Below are 20,452 nucleotides of genomic sequence, written 5' to 3' on the forward strand. Positions count from 1 at the left end.
TTCACCAACCGGATTTTATCGATGCGCCAGTGCCCCCCGCCCTCCGCTGCAGCCCCCAGCGCTCCCCTGCATTTCCACCGCCCCCTGGCGGCCGTCGACAGCAGCGCCGTCGAGCAATTGTTTGCGCTGCCCTTCCTCGATCTGCTGTATCGCGCGCAGACCGTGCATCGTGCGCATCACCGCGCCAACGAGGTCCAGCTCTCCAGCCTGTTGTCGATCAAGACCGGTGGCTGCGCCGAAGACTGCAGCTACTGCTCGCAATCGGCCCATCACAAGGACGCGGGCGTGCCGGCCGGCAAGCTGATGGAGGTGGACGACGTGGTGCAGGCTGCCCGGGCCGCCCGCGCGCAGGGCGCCACGCGCTTTTGCATGGGTGCGGCCTGGCGCAATCCCAAGGAGCGCGACATGGCCGCCCTCACCGACATGGTTCAGCAGGTGCGCGCGCTGGGGCTGGAAACCTGCATGACCCTGGGCATGCTGGAACAGGCCCAGGCCGAAGCCCTCAAGCAGGCCGGGCTGGACTACTACAACCACAACCTCGATACCGCGCCCGATTTCTATGACAAGGTGATCTCCACCCGCAGCTATCAGGATCGCCTGGACACCCTGCAACGGGTGCAGGAAGCGGGCCTGAACGTGTGCTGCGGCGGCATCATCGGCATGGGCGAGACACGCGCCCAGCGCGCCGGACTGATCGCGCAACTGGCCAGCCTGCCGGTGCCGCCGCAATCGGTGCCGATCAATCATCTGGTGCCGATTGCCGGCACCCCCTTGCAGGATGCCGCGCCGCTGGACGAATTCGAATTCGTGCGGACCGTGGCCGTGGCCCGCATCGCCTTGCCACACGCGGTGATCCGCCTGTCGGCCGGGCGCGAGAGCATGAGCGAAGCGACCCAGGCGCTGTGTTTTGCGGCCGGTGCCAATTCCATCTTCCTGGGGGCCAAGCTGCTGACCACGGCCAATGCGCCGGTCTCGGCCGACCTCGATCTGCTGCAGCGCCTGGGCCTGCAAGCGGCAGCGGCTACGGCCTGATGCGCGTGCAATGGAGCCGCGCGCATTGCGGCGGTGCGTGGGTCATCAGCGGCTACGATGAAGTGGCGTTCGCGCTGCGCGATCCGCGCTTCACGGTGCGGCGGGCGGCGCGCTGGATCAACAGCGGGCTGGGCGAGACCGCCGCAGACGACGATGCGCGCCGCTTCAAGCGCCTGTTCTCGCGTTCGCTCCTGTTCCTCGACGGCCGTGCGCACCGGCGCTTGCGCGGCGTACTCAATCCGGGCTTGAAGCCCGCCGACCTGCAGGCGCAGCATGCCGGCATCACCAGCATCGCGCACCTGCTGATCGACGCCATCATGGCCGATCCGCAGGCCGCGGGCGGCTTCGATTTCATCAGCCGCTTCGCGCGGCCGCTGCCCGCGCTGGTGATAGCGCAACTGATGGGATTGCCGGGACGCGTGCCGGCACAGTTCATCGACTGGGCAGCTGATCTGGCGGCCTTCATCGGCAGCCCGACACCGGACGCAGCGCAGACCAGGGCCGCGCAGCTGGCCATGGACAGCCTGTGCGACTTCTTTGCGCAGACGCTGGCGCAGCCGGCGGAGCTTCCTGCCGGAAGCCTCATGCATGGGCTGCTGGAGGCCCACGCCGAAGGCCGGTTGAATCGCGTCGAACTGCTGGCGCAATGCGCCACCCTGCTCTTCGCCGGTTACGAAACCACCCGCAACCTGCTGGGCAATGGCTTGCTGGCCTTGCTGCGCCATCCGCAGCAATGGGCTGCACTGAAGGCGCAACAAGGCCAGACCGGCGCCCTGCGCCTGGCCGTGCGGGAGATGCTGCGCCATGACAGTCCGGTGCAGTACACCGGGCGGCGCCTGCTGCAGGACGTTCCGCTGGCCGGCCAAACCTTGCGGCGCGGCCAGCTGGCGATCCTGCATATCGGCCAGGCCAATCACGATGCGAGGCGCTTCCGTGATCCGCAACGCTTCGATATCGGGCGCGACGAAGGCATGCACCTGTCCTTTGGCCAGGGCCCGCACGCCTGCCTCGGCGCGGCCCTGACGCAACTGGAAGCCGAGATCGCCTTCACCGCGCTGATGCAGCGGCTGCCCACCCTCACCCTCGGCGAGCAAGCCCCGGTCTGGCAAGACAATGCCGCCTATCGCGCGCTCGCCAGCTTGTCTGTTTTTTTCTGAAAGCATCTCCATGCAAGATTTCACCACTGAGCTGGCCGTCCTCGCCAGCCAGAGCCTGCTGCGCACACGGCGCGTGGTCGACGGTCCGCAAGGGCCGCTGCTGCAGGTGGAGGGACGCGATGAACTGTCCTTCTGCAGCAATGATTACCTTGGCCTCGCCAATCATCCGGCCATCGTCGGCGCGGCCACCACGGCCTTGCAGCGCTATGGAATGGGCGCCTCGGCCTCACCCCTGATCAGCGGCCACAGTGCCGCCCATGAGACGCTGGAAGCCGGGCTGGCCGCCTTCGTCGGAATGCCCGCCGCGCTGGTATTCGGCAATGGCTACATGGCCAACCTCGGGGTTGCCGGGGCGCTGGTGGGCAGCGGCGATACCGTCATCGTGGACCGCCTGGCCCACGCCTCGCTGATCGATGGGGCGCGCTTGTCCGGAGCCAGCCTGAAGGTGTTTCCACACAACGACGTACAGCGGCTGGAACAGGTGCTGGCCCGTTGCAAGAGCGGGCGCAAGCTGGTGGTCACCGATGCCGTCTTCAGCATGGATGGCGACCTGGCGCCACTGGCCGAACTGGCGGCGGTCTGCGCCCGGCATGAAGCCTGGCTGCTGGTGGACGATGCCCACGGCCTGGGCGTGCTCGGTCCGCAAGGGCGCGGCAGCCTGGCGCTGGCCGGGGTGAGCGGGCCGCACGTGCTCTGCATGGGCACGCTGGGCAAGGCAGCGGGCGTGGCGGGTGCCTTCGTGGCGGGTGCGGCCGGTGTCGTTGCATGGATCATGCAGCGCGCCCGTACCTACATGTTCAGCACCGCCCATCCGCCTGCACTGGCGGCCGCGACCTCGGCCAGCCTGACCCTGATCGCACGCGAAGACTGGCGGCGCGAACGGCTGCAAGAACTGAGCGCTCAACTGCGCACCGGGCTGGCCGGCCTGCCCTGGACCCTGCTGCCCTCCAGCACCGCCATTCAACCCCTGATCGTGGGAGAGAACGCCGCCGCACGCGCCCTGGCGGCCGCGCTGCGCGCGCAGGGAATCTGGGTGCCGGCGATCTGCCCGCCCACCGTGCCCAAGGGGACGGCGCGGCTGCGCATCAGCCTGTCGGCCCTGCATAGCGGAGATGATGTGGCGCGACTGGTGGATGCCCTGACGGCACTTGCCTCCGGAGCACAAGCATGACAGGCAGGAACAGCGCAAGCACACTCGCCGCCCGCAGCCTGCGCAGCGTCTGGCATCCCTGCACGCAGATGCGGCAGCACGAACAGGCGCCGCCCATCGCGCTGGCCCGCGCCCACGGCCCCTGGCTCTTCGATACCGGGGGACGGCGCTACCTCGACGCCATCAGCTCATGGTGGGTCAATCTGTTTGGACACACCAACGCGCGCATCAATGCCGCCCTGATCGACCAGCTGGGCCAGTTGGAACACGCGATGCTGGCGGGTTTCACCCATGAGCCGGTGGTACAGCTTTCCGAACGGCTGGCCGCGCTGACGGACCATGCGCTGGGACATTGTTTCTACGCCTCCGATGGTGCCTCGGCGGTGGAGATCGCGCTGAAAATGAGCGTGCATGCCTGGCGCAACGCCGGGCACAGCGGCAAGAACGAATTCATCTGCATGGCCGGCGGCTATCACGGCGAAACCGTGGGCGCGCTGGGCGTGACCGACACGCCCTTGTTCCGAAGCGCCTATGAAGCGCTGCTGCGTCCGGCCCATATCGCCGCCTCGCCCGATGCGCGCAGGGCCGGCCCCGGTGAAAGTGCGGCCGACGTCAGCCGCCGCGCACTGGCTGACGTGGAACGGCTGCTGCAACAACGCGCCGGACACATCGCCGCCGTGATCGTCGAACCGCTGGTGCAATGCGCAGCCGGCATGGCCATGCACGATCCCGCGTATGTGCGCGGGCTGCGCGCACTGTGCGATGCCTATGGCGCGCATCTGATCGCCGACGAGATCGCCGTCGGCTGCGGACGCACCGGCAGCTTCTTCGCCTCTCAGGAGGCTGGCGTCTGGCCGGACCTGCTGTGCCTGTCCAAGGGCATCAGCGGCGGCTATCTGCCGCTGTCGCTGGTGATGGCCAGCGATGCGATCTATGAGGCCTTCTACGATGACGATGTGCGGCGCGGCTTCCTGCATTCGCACTCCTACACCGGCAATGCACTGGCGTGCCGCGCGGCCCTGGCCACGCTCGACATCTTCGAACAGGAACAGGTGCTGGAACGCAACCGCCAGTTTGCGCCGGTGCTGGCAGAAGCCCTGCAGCCGCTGGCGGACGATGCACGCGTACGGCACGTGCGCCAGCGCGGGATGATCTGGGCCTGTGATGCGCTCATCGCGGATGCGGCCACGGCAGCAGGTTTCTCGCGGCGGCTGGCCGAGGAGGCGGCGCGGCGCGAACTGCTGGTGCGCCCCATCGGCACTGCGCTCTATGTGATGCCGCCCTACATCCTCGATGCGCAACAGGCGCAGTGGCTGGGGCAGCGCCTGCATACCGCCTTCGAGGCGGCCATGGATGGAAAGGAGAAGGCATGAACGGCCGCAGTGTGTTCGTCACCGGCACCGATACCGGCGTGGGCAAGACGCGGGTGGCCTGCGCGCTGATCCATCTGCACGCGGCGCAGGGCTTGCGCGTGGGCGGCATGAAGCCGGTGGCGTCCGGGGCCTTCCTGCAGGATGGCGTGTGGTGCAACGAGGATGTGCAAGCCTTGCAGGCCGCTGCCAACGTCGCCTTGCCGGGGCCTCTGGTCAACCCCTACCTGCTGCGGCAGGCCACCGCACCGCACATTGCGGCGGCGGCCGAAGGCGTCACCATCGCGCTGGACCATCTGGTGCAGTGTCATGCGCAATTGCGCTGGGCCTGTGATGTCCTGATCGTGGAAGGTGCGGGGGGCTTCATGGTGCCGCTGGATGCGGATCACAACAGCGATGACCTGATGGTGCGGCTGGGCTTGCCGGTGGTGCTGGTGGTGGGCATCCGCCTGGGCTGCATCAACCACGCCCTGCTGAGCGAACGGGCGATCCGCGCGCGCGGCTTGCGTCTGGCGGGTTGGGTCGCCAACCACATCGATGCGGCAGAAGATGAAGCCATCGCCATGGTGGCCAGCCTGGCGCTGCGGCTGCAGGCGCCGCTGCTGGGCCGTCTGCCATGGGCACCCGGGATGACGACAGCCGAGGCAGCCGCTTGCCTGGCCTGGCCCGCAGAGGATGGCCTCGCGTGAGGAGACGGGTGATGGTCTTCAGCTCACGCCCGTGGCACCGTCAAGGACGATGCGCACCTTGCGGGCCAGTTCATCGTGACGGTAAGGCTTGTCGATGACGGCAAACTCGCCATCGGCGCCGTGCCGCTCGATCGACTCGCTGGCGTAACCGGTGGTCAGCAGGACTTTCACTGCGGGCAGCAGACGCCGCGCCTCGCGTGCCAGTACCACGCCGTTCATGTTGCCCGGCATGATCAGGTCGGTAAAGAGCAGATCCACCGGCGGATCGGAGCGCAGCACCTGCAGGGCCTGCGCCGGTGAATTGACCATGGTCACGCGGTAGCCCAGGCTTTCCAGCATGGCCTGGGCCAGCTCGGCGACTTCGATGCGGTCGTCCACCACCAGGATGTGTTCATGTCCGCCCTGGCTGTGCGTGCGGTTGTCATACTCGACGCCACCACCCACCTGGTCTTGCGTGGCCGGGAAGTAGATCGAGACGGTGGTGCCGCGTTGCAGGCCCGAAGAAATCCTTACCGATCCCCCGGACTGCTTGACGAAACCGTACACCATCGACAGGCCCAGGCCGGTGCCCTTGCCCTCATCCTTGGTGGTGAAGAAGGGATCCATCACGCGCGGGAGGATGTCGGGCGGGATGCCCGGACCGTTGTCCGTCACCGCGATGCATACATACAGACCCGGCTTGACGCCCAGTTCGATGGCCCGTTCGTCGGAGCTGAGGTCTTCATTGCTTGTATGGATGCGTACCATTCCCTTGCCGGACATCGCATCGCGCGCGTTGATGAGCACGTTGAGCAAGGCCACTTCCATCTGGGTGGGATCGAGGCGGCAATTCCACAGGCCCGGTGCCAGAGAGGTCTGCACTTCGATGTCGCCGCCGAGGGTACGCTGCACCAGATCGGTAAATCCTTCGGTGAGCGAATTGAGATTGATGGTGCGCCCCTCCAGCCGCTGCTTGCGGGCGAAGGCCAGCAGTTGCTGGGTCAGCATGGCGGCCTTGCCGGAGGCCTTGCGGATGCTGTCGGCACTGCGTGCCACGCGCTCCAGGTCGGGCACGTCGCTGCGCAGGGCCAGGTTGATGATGTCGAGGTAGCCGCTGATGACCTGCAACAGGTTATTGAAGTCGTGGGCGATGCCGCCGGTCAGCTGGCCCAGCGCTTCCATCTTGCGCGCCTGGCCCAGCGCCTGTTCGGCATCGCGGCGGCGGCTGATGTCCAGTTGCGAGCTGAAGAAATATTTGAGTTCGCCGCGCTGGTCGTAGATCGGCGCCAGGAACAGCGCATTCCAGAACGTCGAACCGTTCTTGCGATAGTTCAGCAGTTCGGTGGCGATCTCGCGCCGTTCCGCGATGGCCTGGCGCACCTGCGCCACCACTGCGCGGTCGGTTTCCGGCCCCTGGAGAAAGCGGCAGTTCTTGCCGACCACCTCGGCACGGCTGTAGCCGGTCATGTTGATGAAGGCATTGTTGACGAAGATGATGGGGTTGTCCGGCTGCTTGGGATCGGACACGACCATCGGCATGCGCGTCATTTCGACGGCGGCAAAGAAGATATCGTTGGCGTCATCGCCTACCGAGACCTTGGCGTGGTCATTGCGCATTCCCGCATCGTTGAAGTCGTCGGCAGGCCAATGCACCGTGGGGTGCCTGGCGATATTGGGCATTGTGTTTTTCTCCGGTTGGCTGGGCTCGGTTGCAGTGAGGCAACAGGAAGCGAGCTGCTTTCAGGAGTTTTGACACGGAGGCACTCATCGGTTCCCCGCGATTTGCAACAAGCATGCGCATGTCTTGTTACATCTGAACGCGATGTCCATACAAGGCCTGCTACAGGCTGGATTGCCGCTGATGAGCTTGTATGGATTGCGGGATGCCCTGCTGCAACAAGCGGCCCTGATCGAGGTGATAGGCGCGATCACTGACCAGGCCGGCGAAGTGCGTATTCTGTTCGCACAGCAGGATGGACAGGCCGCGCTGCTTGAGTTGCAGGATCATCTTGGCCATCTGTTCGACAATCACCGGCGCCACGCCTTCGGAAGGTTCATCGAGCAACAGCAGGCGCGGGTTGCCCATGAGGGTGCGGGCAATGGTGAGCATCTGCTGCTCGCCACCGCTCATGCGTCCACCGGAACGATGCGGCATGGCGCCCAGGTTGGGAAAGAGTTCGAAGAGGGCCTGCGGCGTCCACGCTGCGAGCCCGTCGCGCGCGGGCTGGCGGCCGGTTTCGAGATTTTGCAGCACGCTCAGTTCGGTGAAGATGCGCCGGTCTTCCGGGACGAATCCCAGCCCAAGGCGCGCGCGCTGGAAGGGCGCCAGGCGCGTGATGTCGCGGCCGTCCAGCATGACCTGACCACGGGTGCCTTGCAGCAGGCCCATCAAGGCCTTGAGCGTGGTCGACTTGCCTGCGCCATTGGGGCCCATGAGCGCCACCACTTCGCCGCGCCCGACCTGCAGCGAGAGATCGAAGAGGATATGCGCCTGTCCGTAAAACGCATGCAGTCCCTGTACCTGCAACAGTGATGCGCTCATGCCGGGCTCCCGAAGGTGGCGCCCGAACCGAAATAAACCTCGCGCACGCGGGCATCCTGGCGCACGGTGTGGGGCTCGCCTTCTGCGATCAGCTGGCCGCGCGCCAGGACGATGATGCGGTCGGCAAACGCGAACACCACGTCCATGCTGTGCTCGGTGAAGAGGACCGACAAGCCGCGTTGCGTGACCAGCCGGCGCGTCAAGGCCATCAAGTCCTGGCGCTCGCGCGGGGCCATGCCCGCGGTGGGTTCGTCCATCAGCAGCAGGCGCGGCGCATTGGACAGGGCCATGGCCAGCTCGACGCGCTTGATGTCGCCATAGGCCAGCACGCCGCAGGCACGCCCGGCCTGATCGGCCATGCCGACCTGCTCCAGCAGGTGCAGCGCCTCCTCGCGCAGGCAGGTTGCCGCCGGACGCCACAACTGCCACAGCCGGCGACGATGCGAGAGCAAGGCGGCCTGTACGTTTTCCAGCACGGTGAGCGAAGCGAAGGCGGCCGACACCTGGAAAGTGCGGCCCACGCCACGTCGCCAGATGCGGCGCGCATCCAGACCGGCAATGTCGTCGCCATCGAGCAGCACGCGCCCGGCATCGGGCCGCAGCTGGCCGTTGATGACATTGAAGCAGGTGGATTTGCCGGCCCCATTGGGGCCAATGAGCGCCAGCATCTGCCCCGCTGGCAGCGCGAAGGAAACGCCATCGAGCGCGGCCACGCCACCGAAAGATTTGGACAGGCCCTGGACTTGCAGCAGACTCATGCGCCCTCCTCCTGTGCCGGCTTGCGCAAGCGCACCAGTGCGCCCGCCACACCGCCCGGGAAGAGCAACACCAGCAACAGGATCACGCTGCCCAGCAGGGCGCGCCAGTAATCGGTCTCGCGCGCCACCAGATCCTGCAGCCAGGTGAACAGCGCCGCGCCCAGCAACGGACCGGACAGGCTCTGCACGCCGCCCAGCAAGACCATCACCAGGCCATCGACGGAGCGCCCGACGCTGGCGACCTCCGGCGAGATGCTGCCCTTGGAGAAGGCGAACAGCACACCGGCCAGCCCGCAGAACAGGCCAGCGATGGCAAAGCCGCCCCATTGCAGAGCGCGCACGTCCATGCCCAGCGACTCCGCGCGCACGGCCGCATCGCGCGCGGCGCGCAGTGCCAGACCAAACGGCGCATGGATCACGCGCCGCAGGAGGAACACCCCCAGGGCCGCACAAGCCAGGGCCAGATAGTAATAAGCCACCGGGGAAGCCAGCGCTGGTTCGGGGCGCACGCCGACCAGCCCGTTGCTGCCACCGGTCAGTTCATCCCACTGGAAGATCGTGGCCCAGACGATCTGGGCGAAGGCCAGCGTCAGCATGGCCAGATAGACGCCCGACAAGCGCACGCAGAACCATCCGAACAGCACCGCCGCGGCCATCGCCGCGAGCGCACCGGCCAGCATCGCCAGCGGCATCGGCCATTGCAGCTTCAGCGTCACCAGCGCGGCGGCGTAGGCGCCCAATCCGAAATAGGCCGCGTGACCAAAGGAGACCATGCCGCCCGGCCCCATCAGGAAATGCAGGCTGGCGGCGAAGAGGACGGCGACCAGGATCTCCACCATCAGCACCGGCAGATAAGGGAAACGGGCGGCCAGCAAAGGCAGGGCCAGCAAGGCCAGCAGCGCAGCCCATCCCGACAGGCGGGCGTTGCGGCCGGGGGCGCGCAGAGGCACGTCATGTCCGGAACCGCTGCGCACCAGCGCCAGCGGCTTGCCGAACAGGCCCCAGGGCCGCACCACCAGGATCGCCGCCATGACCAGGAATTCCACCACCAGCGTGAGCCGCGACAAAGAAATATCGAGACCGAACAGGGATACATTGCCCAGCGCAATGCACAGTGCCTTGACCTCGGCGATCAGCAAGGCCGCTGCAAACGCACCACCGATGGAGCCCATGCCGCCGACCACGACCACCACGAAAGCGTTGCCGATGGTATCGAGATCCAGCGCCAGATTGGCGGGCATGCGCGGTCCTTGCAGCGCCCCGCCCAGGCCGGCCAGGAAACAGCCCAGCGCGAATACGGCGGTAAACAGCCAGGCCTGGTTCACGCCCAGCGCACCGAGCATTTCGCGGTCCTGGGTGGCGGCGCGGATCAGCGTGCCCCAGCGCGTGCGGTTGAGCAGCAGCCACAGCAGGCCGAATACCAGCGGGCCGATGACGATGAGCAACAGATCGTATTGCGGCAAGCGCCGCCCCAGCAGGTGCACCGCGCCAGCGAGGCCCGGCGCACGCGGACCGAACAGGTCTTCCGGGCCCCAGAGCCAGAGTGCAGCATCCTTGATGATGAGTACCAGCGCGAAGGTGGCCAGCAACTGGAACAGTTCGGGCGCGCGATAGATCCGCCGCAAGACCAGCACTTCCACCGCCGCACCGAGCGCGGCCACGACCAGCGCGGCCAGCAGCACCGCGCCCCAGAATCCGAACACGCTGGCCCCCAGCCGATCCACCAGGCTATAGGCGACGTACAGCCCCAGCATGTAGAAGGAGCCGTGGGCAAAGTTGACGATGCGGGTCACGCCGAAGATCAGCGACAGGCCCGCCGCCACCAGGAACATCGCGCAGGCGTCGGCCAGGCCATTGAGCAACTGGACGGTGAGACTGGCAAGCGTCATGGCATCAGTACTGGCTGCATTCCGATACAGGCAGGATCAGAGTGCAGCTCAGTCGGCCGGGCGCAGCTTCTTGACCTCGGCATCCGGCAATTGCAGGCTGGCGCCATCGACGTAGCTGAAGCTGGTCATGATGCCCTTGCCCTCCTTGAGGCCGGTGCGGCCGACGAAGGCACCCAGGGTGGACTGGTGGTCTTGCGCACGGTAGACGATGGAGGCCACGGGCGTTTCCACCTTCAGGCCGGAGAAGGCGGCGGAGAGCTTGTCGGCATCGGTGCTGCCGGCCTTCCTGATCCCTGCGGCAATCGACATCAGGGCGCTATAGCCGACCAGCGAGCCGTTGCGCGGGTAGTCGTTGTATTTCTTGCGGTAGGCCTCGACGAACTTCTTGTGTTCAGGCGTGTTGATGGCATACCAGGGATAGCCGGTGACGATCCAGTTCTGCGGCGCTTCGTTCTTCAGCGGATCGAGGTATTCGGGTTCGCCGGTCAGCAGCGACACCACTTCCACCTGGTCGAACAGGCCGCGCGTATTGCCCTCGCGCACGAACTTGCCGAGGTCGGCGGCGAAGAGTGCGTTGAAGATGGCATCGGGCCTGGCATCGGCCAGCGCCTGGGTCACCGCGCCGGCATCGATCTTGCCCAGCGGCGGCGCCTGTTCGGCCACGAACTCCACATCCGGCTGGGCTTGCTTCAACAGGGTCTTGAAGCTGGCCACGGCGGACTGGCCGTATTCATAGTTGGGATAGACGATGGCCCAGCGCTTCTTCTTCAGCTTGGCGGCCTCCTTGACCACGGAGGCCACCAGCATGTAAGTGGACGGACGCAGGCGATAGGTGTACTTGTTGCCGTTCTGCCAGACGATCTTGTCGGTCAGCGGTTCGGCCGCCAGGAAGAAGACCTTGTGCTGCCTGGCGTAATCCGTCAGGGCCAGCCCGGTGTTGGAGAGGAAGCCACCAAAAAGCAGCGCCACGCGCTCGCGCGCCATCAGTTCTTCGGCCACGCGTACCGAGTCACCAGGGTTGCCGTTGTCGTCGCGGGCGATCACTTCCAGCTTCTTGCCCAGCACGCCACCGGCCGCATTGACTTCATCAAGCGCCATCTCCCAGCCACGGCGGTACGGCTCCAGGAAAGCCGGCTGGGCCTTGTAGCTGTTGATCTCGCCGATCTTGATGGTCTCCTGCGCCAGGGCCAGGCCGGAAGAAAAGTTCACAATGGTCGCGGCGCCCGCCCACAGCAGGGTGCGCTGGAAGTTGAAATGGTTCACGTCATTCCCTTCTGGTGAGAGTACCCGGCCCGCTTGAGCGCGCGGGGCGGGCGTAATGATAACCGCTGGCGTCAGGGTGTGCAGATTACTTCACACGCTGCTTTTCCAGCTTGCGCGCCAGCGTACGACGGTGCATACCGAGGCGGCGCGCGGTTTCGGAGATGTTGAAATCGGTTTCCACCAGCACTTCGTGGATGCGTTCCCATTCCAGGGTCTTGATGGAGGTGGCGCGCGCCGGCAACTCAAGCTCGGAGACCCCGGCCACGTGGCCGAAGGCGGCTTCGATGTCGTCGGTATTGGAAGGTTTGGCGAGGTACTGGCAGGCGCCCAGCTTGATGGCCTCCACCGCCGTGGTGATGCTGGCGAAGCCGGTCAGCACCACGATGAGCATGTTTTCATCGTGGGCATGCAGCATCTGCACGCAGGCCAGGCCGGAGGCATTGCCGCCCAGCTTGAGGTCGACCACGGCGTAGCCGGGATTGTGTTCTTTCAGGTGGAGGGCTGCTTCCTCCTGGCTGGCGGCCAGCAGGACGGTGTAGCCACGGCGCTCGAAGGAGCGTCCCAAGGTGCGTGCGAAGGCGGCGTCGTCCTCGATGATCAGAAGCAGGCGATCAGCCGGCATGTGCATTTCCTATTTCTTCTACTTTGCCAAAGCCGCTATTGTAAGGCGAGACGGCACCGGACATGGCCGACACCTGAAGAAAAAGGAAATGATCCGGGTCAAAGCCACGTCAGCGGCGGCTTGCGGCACATCAAGCGCCAGTCGGATAGTCGGGCGCTTCGATGGCCTGGGCGGCCTCGGGTACAGGCTCCAGGCTGATCGCCGACAAAGGCAGTTCCAGCGTCACGCGCGCGCCTCCGGCCTCGCCATTGCTGGCCCAGACCCGCCCGCCCAGCTTGCGCGCCACGTTGACCACGAAGAACAGCCCCAGCCCGCGTCCCGGCTTGCCCTTGGTGGACTGGTAGGGCTTGCCGATCTGGTTGATCATCCAGTCCGGGAAACCGGGGCCGTGGTCGGCCACTTCCATGAGCAGCAGGTCCCCTTCCCGCCGCACCTCCAGCGAGAGCCATTGCGGCGAGACCTCGAAGGCATTGTCCAGCACGTTGCCCAGCATCTGCTTGATGGCCGAGTCGAAGGCGACCGGCACATCCTGGTCGATCAGGTTGCGGTATTCAAAGATTTCCACCGGACGCGTCTTGCGCCAGTCCTCGGCCACGCTGTCGAGGAAGGTATTGAGGGTGGTCTTGATGGAAGATTCGCCCCGCGCCTGCCCGGCCGAGAGCAACACGCCGCTGACGATGGATTTGCAGCGCTGCAGCTGGGCTTCCATCTCGGCGATGTCGTCCAGCATGTCGGGACGCTGGCTGATCTCGGGCATGCGCTTCCAGTCGCCCAGGATCACCGAGACGGTGGCCAGGGGCGTGCCCAGCTCATGCGCGGCGCCCGAAGCCAGCAAGCCCATGCGCACGATGTGGTCCTCTTCGGCGGCACGCTGGCGCAGGTCGGCCAGCAAGGCATCGCCCGCACGCAGGTTGCTGCTGATACGGGTGATGAAAAACACCATCAGGCCGGCGTTGAGGAGGAAGCAGATCAGCGTGCCTTCCACGTACAGGCTGAGCAGGCCCGCATTGTGGTCCGGCGGCAGCGCCAGCGGTTCGGAGAACAGCGCCAGCCCGGCCAGGCAAACCATGGTCACGCCGACGATGGCCCAGCTCGACCAGGGCTTCAAGAGCACGGCCGAGAGGATGATCTGCATCAGGTACAGGAAGGCGAAGGGATTGGTGATGCCGCCGCTCAGGTAAAGCTGGAAGGTCAGCACCGCCACGTCCACCAGCAAGGCCAGGAACAGTTCGGCATTGGTGGCGATGCGGCGCTCATGCCAGCGCAGGTGGCTGGCGATGTTGAAGGCGATCAGGCAGGACAGCACCTCCAGCATGTGCGGCAGCGGCAGGTGCAGCTCGAACACCAGCACCACGAAGGCAATCGTGGACACCTGCCCCAGCACGGCCAGCCAGCGCAGCTGGATCAGCAGCAGCATGTTCTGGTGGCCGGCCGGGTTCTGCTCGCCCTGGCGCAGTCTCTGCCAGCGCTCGCGCAGGGTCTTGCGCTTGGCGACGGTCTCGGTGGTGGTCATGGTTCAGCGCTGACTTTGCGCATCCTGGATGCGCTGGCGCCAGCGGCGCTCATCCCGGATCACCCAATAACCGGCTCCCAGCGACATCAGTGCCAGGGCGTACCAGGTCAGAGCATAGACCAGGTGGCTGTTGTGGAAGGCTATGACGGTCAGGCCGCCAACGGGCTTGTCCGCATCGGGTGCCACCGCTGCATCGGCTTGCGCAGAGGCCTTGTCGGCATCGATGAAGTAAGGCGCCACCTGGGCTGCAGCCAGGCCGCGTGCCTGGGCGATCGCCTTGACGTCACGCGAATACCAGCGGTTCGCTGCAGGGTCATTGCTGCGCAGGAAGCCGCCGCCCTGCTCGCTCATGCGCAACAGGCCCGTTACCTCGGCCGGCTGACCGGCCGGTGCATCGGCCAGCTGCACGCCGGCCAGCTTGACCGGAGAGACGGGGATGAAGCCGCGATTGATCAGCACCATGCTGCCATCGCCCATCTGCAGTGGCGTCAGCAGCCAGGCGCCGCTGCCCAGGTCGGTGCTGGCCTGCACGGCCACGGTTTTGCTGTACAAGTAGCGGCCGGTGAGGATGACGCGCTTGTATTCATCGCGCTCGGCCGTGACTTGCGGCCACGCCTGCGGCCCCGGGGGCGCTGCGGGGGCGGCATGCACGCGGGCATCGACCTTGGCGATCAGGTCCAGCTTCCATTGCAGGCGATAGACCTGCCAGGTTCCCAGCGCGGCGAAGACCAGAAAGAAAAATCCCGCCAAAAGCGTCAGCAGCAACAAGCTGGCCTTTGTGCGGGATACCGGGGCGGCTTGCACCGCCCCGCTTTCTTTGCCTTGCTTCACGCCATCGGTTGGCGTCGGGCTCATTTCGATTGGGCTGCGCCGTTTTGCATGCCAGGCATACCCTGCATGCCTTGCATCGACTGCGGAACCGTTTCGGTCGGCATGTTTTCAGGCGACATGGTGGGCATCATGTTGTGGTTCAGGTGATACATGACCCACAGCGAACCGGACAGCGTGATGACCACGAGGACGATGGTGAAGATCATCGCCAGCATGTTCCAGCCGCCTTCGGACTTGCCGTTCATGTGCAGGAAGTACTTGATGTGCACCACGATCTGCACGGCCGCCAGAGCCAGCAGCACGATACCCATGGTCGCCGAGCTGGAGATGGTCTTGTTGATCACCATCCAGAACGGGATCGCGGTCAGGATCACGGCCAGCACGAAGCCGGTGACGTAATCCTTCATCGTGCCGTGGGCGGCGTGGTCGCCATGACCATGACCGTGGCCATGGTCGTCGTCGTGGCCCATCGGACGGGCCGGGTGTTCTTGGTGGCCGCGGCTCATGGCAGGACTCCCATCAGATAGACAAAGGTGAAGACGCCGATCCAGACCACGTCCAGGAAGTGCCAGAACATCGACAGGCACATCAGACGGCGGCCGTTGGCTTCGGTCAGGCCGTGCTTGTTGATCTGGAACAGCAGCACGATCAGCCAGATGATGCCGAAAGTCACGTGCAGGCCGTGGGTGCCGACCAGCGCGAAGAACGAGGTCAGGAAACCGCTACGGGTCGGGCCCGCGCCTTCGTGGATCAGGTGCAGGAACTCATACAGTTCGAAGTAGATGAAGCCGGCACCCAGCAGACCCGTGATGATCAGCCAGATGATGGTGTTCTGCTGCTTCTTGGCCTGCATGGCCAGCATGGCGAAACCATAGGTGATCGACGACAGCAGCAGCAACGCAGTGTTGAGCGCCACCAGCGGCAGGTCGAACAGCTCGGCGCCGGTCGGACCGCCCGCGTAGTTGCGGCCGAGGACGGCGTAGCACGCAAACAGGCAGGCGAAGATCAGGCAATCGCTCATCAGGTAGATCCAGAAGCCCAGCAGAGTGCCGTTCTCCGGATGGTGATGGCGGACGAAATAGCGCGAGCTAGGCGTCGCGTCGGCCGTGTGGTTGATTGCTTCAGACATGGCTATTCAACAAACGTGTGCGCTCTGCTTCGACACGGACGACTTCGTCGGCCGGGATGTAGTAGTCGCGGTTGTAATTAAAGGTGTGCACGATGGTGGCCACGCACAGGGCGATGAAACCGGCCACGGCGGGCAACCACATGTGCCAGATCATGGCGAAGCCAACAGCAGCGGACAGGGCGGCGATGATGAAGCCGGCGCCGGTGTTCTTGGGCATGTGGATTTCCACGAAGTCACCCAGCGGACGCTGATAGTTGTTCTTCTTCATGTCGGCCCAGGCGTCGTTGTCATGCACGACCGGGGTGAAGGCGAAGTTGTACGCAGGCGGCGGCGAAGAAGTCGACCATTCCAGGGTACGGCCATTCCACGGGTCGCCGGTGACGTCGGCCAGCTTCTTGCGGTCGCGGATCGAGACGGCGATCTGGATGATGAAGGAACCGATGCCCAGGGCGATCAGGCCGGCACCTACGGCCGCGATCACGAACCAGATCTGCAGCGACGGATCGTCGAAGTGGCTCATGCGGCGGGTCACGCCCATCAGGCCCAGCACGTACAGCGGCATGAAGGCCAGGTAGAAGCCGACCAGCCAGAACCAGAACGAGCACTTGCCCCAGAACTCGTTGAGCTTGAAGCCGAAAGCCTTCGGGAACCAGAAGTTGATACCGGCGAACATGCCGAACACCACACCGCCGATGATGACGTTGTGGAAGTGAGCGATCAGGAACAGCGAGTTGTGCAGCACGAAGTCAGCCGGCGGAACAGCCAGCAGCACGCCGGTCATGCCACCGATGACGAAGGTCACCATGAAGCCGATGGTCCACAGCATGGGGACTTCGAAGCGGATGCGGCCACGGTACATCGTGAAGAGCCAGTTGAAGATCTTGGCGCCGGTCGGGATCGAGATGATCATCGTGGTGATGCCGAAGAACGAGTTCACGCTGGCACCCGAACCCATGGTGAAGAAGTGGTGCAGCCACACCAGGTACGACAGGATGGTGATCACCACGGTCGCGTAGACCATGGAGGTGTAGCCGAACAGGCGCTTGCCGCTGAAGGTCGAGACGATTTCAGAGAAGATGCCGAAGGCCGGCAGCACCAGGATGTAGACCTCGGGGTGGCCCCAGATCCAGATCAGGTTCACGTACATCATGGCGTTGCCGCCCATGTCGTTGGTGAAGAAGTTGGTGCCGAAGACGCGGTCCAGGGACAGCATGGCCAGCACGGCAGTCAGCACCGGGAAGGCAGCGACGATCAGGACGTTGGTGCAGAGCGAAGTCCAGGTGAAGACCGGCATCTTCATCATGTTCATGCCCGGGGCGCGCATCTTGACGATGGTCACCACCAGGTTGATGCCGGAGAGCAATGTCCCTACCCCGGCCACCTGCAAGGCCCAGATGTAGTAGTCCACCCCGACGTCAGGGCTGTACAGGATGCCTGACAGCGGCGGGTAAGCCAGCCAGCCGGTGCGGGCGAATTCGCCCACGAACAGCGAGGCCATCACCAGCAGCGCGCCGAAGGTGGTCATCCAGAAGCTGAAGTTGTTCAGGAACGGGAAGGCCACGTCGCGCGCACCGATCTGCAGGGGCACGACATAGTTCATCAGACCGGTCACCAGGGGCATGGCCACGAAGAAGATCATGATCACGCCGTGGGCGGTGAACACCTGGTCATAGTGGTGCGGCGGCAGGAAGCCGGCGTTGTCACCGAAGGAGATGGCCTGCTGCGCACGCATCATCACCGCGTCGGCAAAGCCACGCAGCAGCATGACGATGGCCAGCACGATGTACATGATGCCGATGCGCTTGTGGTCGATACTGGTGAACCAGTCGCGCCACAGCATGCCCCACAGGCGATATTTGGTGAGCAGGCCGAGTACCACTATGCCGCCCAGCGCCACCATGGCGAAGGTACCGATCAGGATCGGCTCGTGGTATGGAATCGCTTCCAGACTGAGACGACCGAAGATCAGCTTTATCAGGTCAAAATTGTCAGACATCTTTACTTCCCGGGGAAAAAGGAAATGGGGGCGCAGCGGTGTTCTGCTGCGCTGATACGGCTACCAGGCAAGGAAATCATTCGGCCTTTTGCTGGCCCGGTTTCACGTTCAGGTCGGTGGCCATCATCTTGTCCATGCAAACCGTGTTGGGCGCAACGCAACGGTTCACGATGGCGTGGAACAGGTCGGGCTCGACGCTGCCGATCAGGCGGGCAGGTTCACGTTCGCTCGGCTGTGCCAGTTTCAGGTATTCGGCACGGTCCAGCTTGCCGGCACCTGCCTTGGCCTTCTGCACCCAGGCGTCGAAGCCGGCCTGGTCCAGGCCATGGAACTTGAAGCGCATGTGCGAGAAGCCGGCGCCACTGTAATTGGCGGAGAAACCTTCATATTCACCGGCCTTGTTGATGACGGCGTGCAGCTTGGTTTCCATGCTCGGCATGGCGTAGATCTGACCTGCCAGTGCCGGGATGTAGAAGGAATTCATCACATCGGAGGCGGTAATCTTGAACTGGATGGGAACATCCACGGGCGCAGCCAGCTCATTGACAGTAGCAATGCCCTGTTCCGGATAGATGAACAGCCACTTCCAGTCCAGCGCCACCACTTCCACCACCAGCGGCTTGACCTGGGGTGCCAGCGGACGCTCGGCGTCGATACGCGAGAGCGGGCGATACGGGTCCAGGGTGTGGGTGGTGATCCAGGTCAGCAGGCCCAGCGCGATGATGATCAAGAGCGGTGCGCCCCAGATGACCAGTTCCAGGCGGGTCGAGTGATCCCAGTCCGGCTCGTAGGGAGCGGAAGTATTGCTCTTGCGATAACGCCATGCGAACAGCAGCGTCAGGATGATCACCGGAACGATGATGAGCAGCATCAACGCGGTCGAGATGACGATCAGGCGCGCTTGCTGGTTAGCGATGTCGCCGGAAGGATTCATCACGACGGTGTTGCACCCAGCCAACAGAAGCGCAGGAAGCAGGAGCAATCCGCGACGGAGGAGTTGAGAAACCATGAAGGAAAATTCCAGTCGTATGTATCAGAGCGTGGTAATGTAACGCCAATAAAGTGTGTTGGCGATTGGACGTTTTGTCCCACCCTGTCACTTGCCACCTGTCAGGCTGGGATATGTAGCACGTACTGCGACTAAACCTCTAACAGTGGGAGACAAAGCCATGGCAAGCACCAGCATCCACAACGGTCAAGGTTCGGGTCAACTCCGGCCTCAATCGAACCATCCTTCCACTTCCCACGAGCACGGCGCGATCGAACCCGGTGAGATCGCGGTGGGCGTGGTGATCGGACGCGCGTCCGAATACTTCGACTTCTTCGTTTATGCACTGGCTTCGGTGCTGGTGTTCCCGGCGGTCTTCTTTCCCAACGAACCGAAACTGGAAGGCACGCTCTACGCTTTCGTGATCTTCTCGTTCGCCTTCCTGGCCCGCCCCATCGGGACCACGATCTTCATGGCGATTCAAAAACACTTCGGCCGAGAGGTAAAACTGACGCTGGCGCTGTTCATGCTCGGCTTTTCGACTGCGGGCATTGCCTTGTTGCCAACTTATGAACACATTGGTGTGTGGGCCATCATCTTGCTCTCGCTCTTGCGGGTTGGTCAAGGGGTGGCGCTGGGCGGTGCCTGGGATGGTCTGCCCTCGCTGCTGGCGCTGAACGCGCCGCAGAACAAGCGCGGCTGGTACGCAGCGCTGGGCCAGCTTGGAGCGCCCATGGGCTTCGTGGTGGCGGCCAGCCTGTTTGCCTTCATGCTCTCCAGCCTGACCACGGCCGATTTCCTCGAATGGGGCTGGCGTTATCCCTTCTATGTAGCCTTTGCCATCAACGTGGTGGCCCTGTTCTCGCGCCTGCGCCTGGTCTCGGCCCCCGAATACGCCAAGCTGCTCGATGAACGCGAACTGGAGCCGGCCGGCGTGGTCGAGCTGGCCACCACCCAGGGCCGCAACATCATCATCGGCGCCCTGGCGGCATTGGCCAGCTATGCCCTGTTCCACCTGGTGACGGTGTTCCCGCTGTCGTGGATCAAGCTGTATTCGCTGCGGGAAGCCGCCGACTTCCTGGTGATCCAGATCTGGGGCGGCCTCATCATGGCCATCGGCATCGTGGTTTCCGGACTGATCGCCGACCGCTTCGGCCGTCGCAATACGCTGGGGTCGATGGCCCTGCTGATCGCCATCTTGTCGGCCTTCGTCCCGACCCTGATGAATGGCGGCGAATCCGGCCAGAATACTTTCATCCTGATCGGCTTTGCCCTGCTGGGCTTGTCCTACGGCCAGGCAGCCGGTGCGGTGACGGCCAACTTCAAGACCCGCTATCGCTATACCGGCGCGGCCCTGACCTCCGATCTGGCCTGGCTGGTCGGCGCCGGCTTCGCACCGCTGGTGGCGCTGGGCCTGTCGGCGCACTTCGGGATGGCGTATGTGAGCTTCTACCTGCTGTCGGGTGCGGTGGGTTCGCTGGCAGCCTTGAGCCTGAACCGCGCGCTGGAAGCGCGCGATGACTGAACCCTGCTGAGCACCTCAT

General features: G+C 64.6%; 18 protein-coding genes. 6 read left to right on the forward strand and 12 right to left on the reverse strand.

Annotated features, from left to right (window positions below):
• Positions 1 to 21 precede the first annotated feature (21 nt).
• Genes bioB through bioD form a run of 5 tightly spaced genes read left to right on the forward strand, consistent with a single transcriptional unit; the run spans position 22 to position 5,398 of the window.
• Positions 22 to 1,032: a biotin synthase BioB gene (bioB, locus tag AACH55_RS13160; RefSeq protein WP_338714965.1), complete on the forward strand. Its 1,011-nt coding sequence runs from the start codon at positions 22 to 24 to the stop codon at positions 1,030 to 1,032.
• On the forward strand, positions 1,032 to 2,189 hold the full coding sequence (locus tag AACH55_RS13165; RefSeq protein WP_338714967.1) for a cytochrome P450: 1,158 nt from the start codon (positions 1,032 to 1,034) through the stop codon (positions 2,187 to 2,189). The genes bioB and AACH55_RS13165 overlap by 1 nt, the downstream gene beginning before the upstream one ends.
• A gap of 10 nt (positions 2,190 to 2,199) precedes the next feature.
• A complete protein-coding gene (gene bioF, locus AACH55_RS13170; protein WP_338714969.1) occupies positions 2,200 to 3,360 on the forward strand; it encodes an 8-amino-7-oxononanoate synthase in 1,161 nt (386 codons plus the stop codon).
• Positions 3,357 to 4,712, forward strand: a complete 1,356-nt coding sequence (gene bioA, locus AACH55_RS13175; protein WP_338714970.1) for an adenosylmethionine--8-amino-7-oxononanoate transaminase — start codon at positions 3,357 to 3,359, stop codon at positions 4,710 to 4,712. The genes bioF and bioA overlap by 4 nt, the downstream gene beginning before the upstream one ends.
• Entirely contained in the window at positions 4,709 to 5,398 is a 690-nt protein-coding gene (bioD, locus tag AACH55_RS13180; RefSeq protein ID WP_338714971.1) for a dethiobiotin synthase, read from the forward strand. Before bioA ends, bioD begins: the two co-directional genes overlap by 4 nt.
• An 18-nt stretch (positions 5,399 to 5,416) precedes the next feature.
• Here bioD and AACH55_RS13185 read toward each other — a convergent pair whose 3' ends face one another.
• The 12 genes from AACH55_RS13185 to cyoA all read right to left on the reverse strand — a co-directional run bounded on the left by AACH55_RS13185 (position 5,417) and on the right by cyoA (position 18,929).
• Positions 5,417 to 7,057 (reverse strand): histidine kinase famiy protein, encoded by a 1,641-nt coding sequence (locus AACH55_RS13185; protein WP_338714972.1) that lies wholly within the window; start codon positions 7,055 to 7,057, stop codon positions 5,417 to 5,419.
• 160 nt (positions 7,058 to 7,217) lie between these two features.
• Positions 7,218 to 7,919, reverse strand: coding sequence for an ABC transporter ATP-binding protein (locus tag AACH55_RS13190; protein ID WP_338714973.1), 702 nt, complete (start codon positions 7,917 to 7,919; stop codon positions 7,218 to 7,220).
• Positions 7,916 to 8,677 carry an ABC transporter ATP-binding protein gene (locus AACH55_RS13195; protein WP_338714974.1) on the reverse strand — a complete coding sequence of 254 codons (762 nt, stop codon included), beginning with the start codon at positions 8,675 to 8,677 and terminating at the stop codon, positions 7,916 to 7,918. The genes AACH55_RS13190 and AACH55_RS13195 overlap by 4 nt, the downstream gene beginning before the upstream one ends.
• Entirely contained in the window at positions 8,674 to 10,566 is a 1,893-nt protein-coding gene (locus AACH55_RS13200; RefSeq protein WP_338714975.1) for an ABC transporter permease, read from the reverse strand. Before AACH55_RS13200 ends, AACH55_RS13195 begins: the two co-directional genes overlap by 4 nt.
• A gap of 48 nt (positions 10,567 to 10,614) precedes the next feature.
• The gene (locus AACH55_RS13205; protein ID WP_338714976.1) at positions 10,615 to 11,829 is read right to left on the reverse strand and encodes an ABC transporter substrate-binding protein; all 1,215 of its coding nucleotides are present in this window, start codon (positions 11,827 to 11,829) and stop codon (positions 10,615 to 10,617) included.
• Between the two features lie 85 nt (positions 11,830 to 11,914).
• Complete coding sequence (locus tag AACH55_RS13210; RefSeq protein ID WP_338714977.1) at positions 11,915 to 12,451, reverse strand: response regulator transcription factor; 537 nt, start codon at positions 12,449 to 12,451, stop codon at positions 11,915 to 11,917.
• Positions 12,452 to 12,581: 130 nt separating this feature from the next.
• On the reverse strand, positions 12,582 to 13,964 hold the full coding sequence (locus tag AACH55_RS13215) for an ATP-binding protein (RefSeq protein ID WP_338714979.1): 1,383 nt from the start codon (positions 13,962 to 13,964) through the stop codon (positions 12,582 to 12,584).
• A 3-nt stretch (positions 13,965 to 13,967) separates the two neighbouring features.
• Complete coding sequence (locus AACH55_RS13220) at positions 13,968 to 14,819, reverse strand: SURF1 family protein (protein WP_338714980.1); 852 nt, start codon at positions 14,817 to 14,819, stop codon at positions 13,968 to 13,970.
• On the reverse strand, positions 14,816 to 15,301 hold the full coding sequence (gene cyoD / locus AACH55_RS13225; protein WP_338714981.1) for a cytochrome o ubiquinol oxidase subunit IV: 486 nt from the start codon (positions 15,299 to 15,301) through the stop codon (positions 14,816 to 14,818). Before cyoD ends, AACH55_RS13220 begins: the two co-directional genes overlap by 4 nt.
• Positions 15,298 to 15,924, reverse strand: coding sequence for a cytochrome o ubiquinol oxidase subunit III (cyoC, locus tag AACH55_RS13230; protein WP_196871841.1), 627 nt, complete (start codon positions 15,922 to 15,924; stop codon positions 15,298 to 15,300). The genes cyoD and cyoC overlap by 4 nt, the downstream gene beginning before the upstream one ends.
• Positions 15,917 to 17,920, reverse strand: a complete 2,004-nt coding sequence (gene cyoB, locus AACH55_RS13235; protein ID WP_338714982.1) for a cytochrome o ubiquinol oxidase subunit I — start codon at positions 17,918 to 17,920, stop codon at positions 15,917 to 15,919. Before cyoB ends, cyoC begins: the two co-directional genes overlap by 8 nt.
• Positions 17,921 to 17,996: 76 nt before the next feature.
• Entirely contained in the window at positions 17,997 to 18,929 is a 933-nt protein-coding gene (cyoA, locus tag AACH55_RS13240) for a ubiquinol oxidase subunit II (protein ID WP_338714983.1), read from the reverse strand.
• Positions 18,930 to 19,089: 160 nt separating this feature from the next.
• On the opposite strand from cyoA, the gene AACH55_RS13245 reads away from it, so the two are divergent.
• Complete coding sequence (locus AACH55_RS13245) at positions 19,090 to 20,433, forward strand: MFS transporter (RefSeq protein ID WP_338714984.1); 1,344 nt, start codon at positions 19,090 to 19,092, stop codon at positions 20,431 to 20,433.
• The last annotated feature ends 19 nt before the right edge of the window (positions 20,434 to 20,452 follow it).

Source organism: Herbaspirillum sp. DW155 (assembly GCF_037076565.1).
Lineage (GTDB): Bacteria > Pseudomonadota > Gammaproteobacteria > Burkholderiales > Burkholderiaceae_D > Herbaspirillum.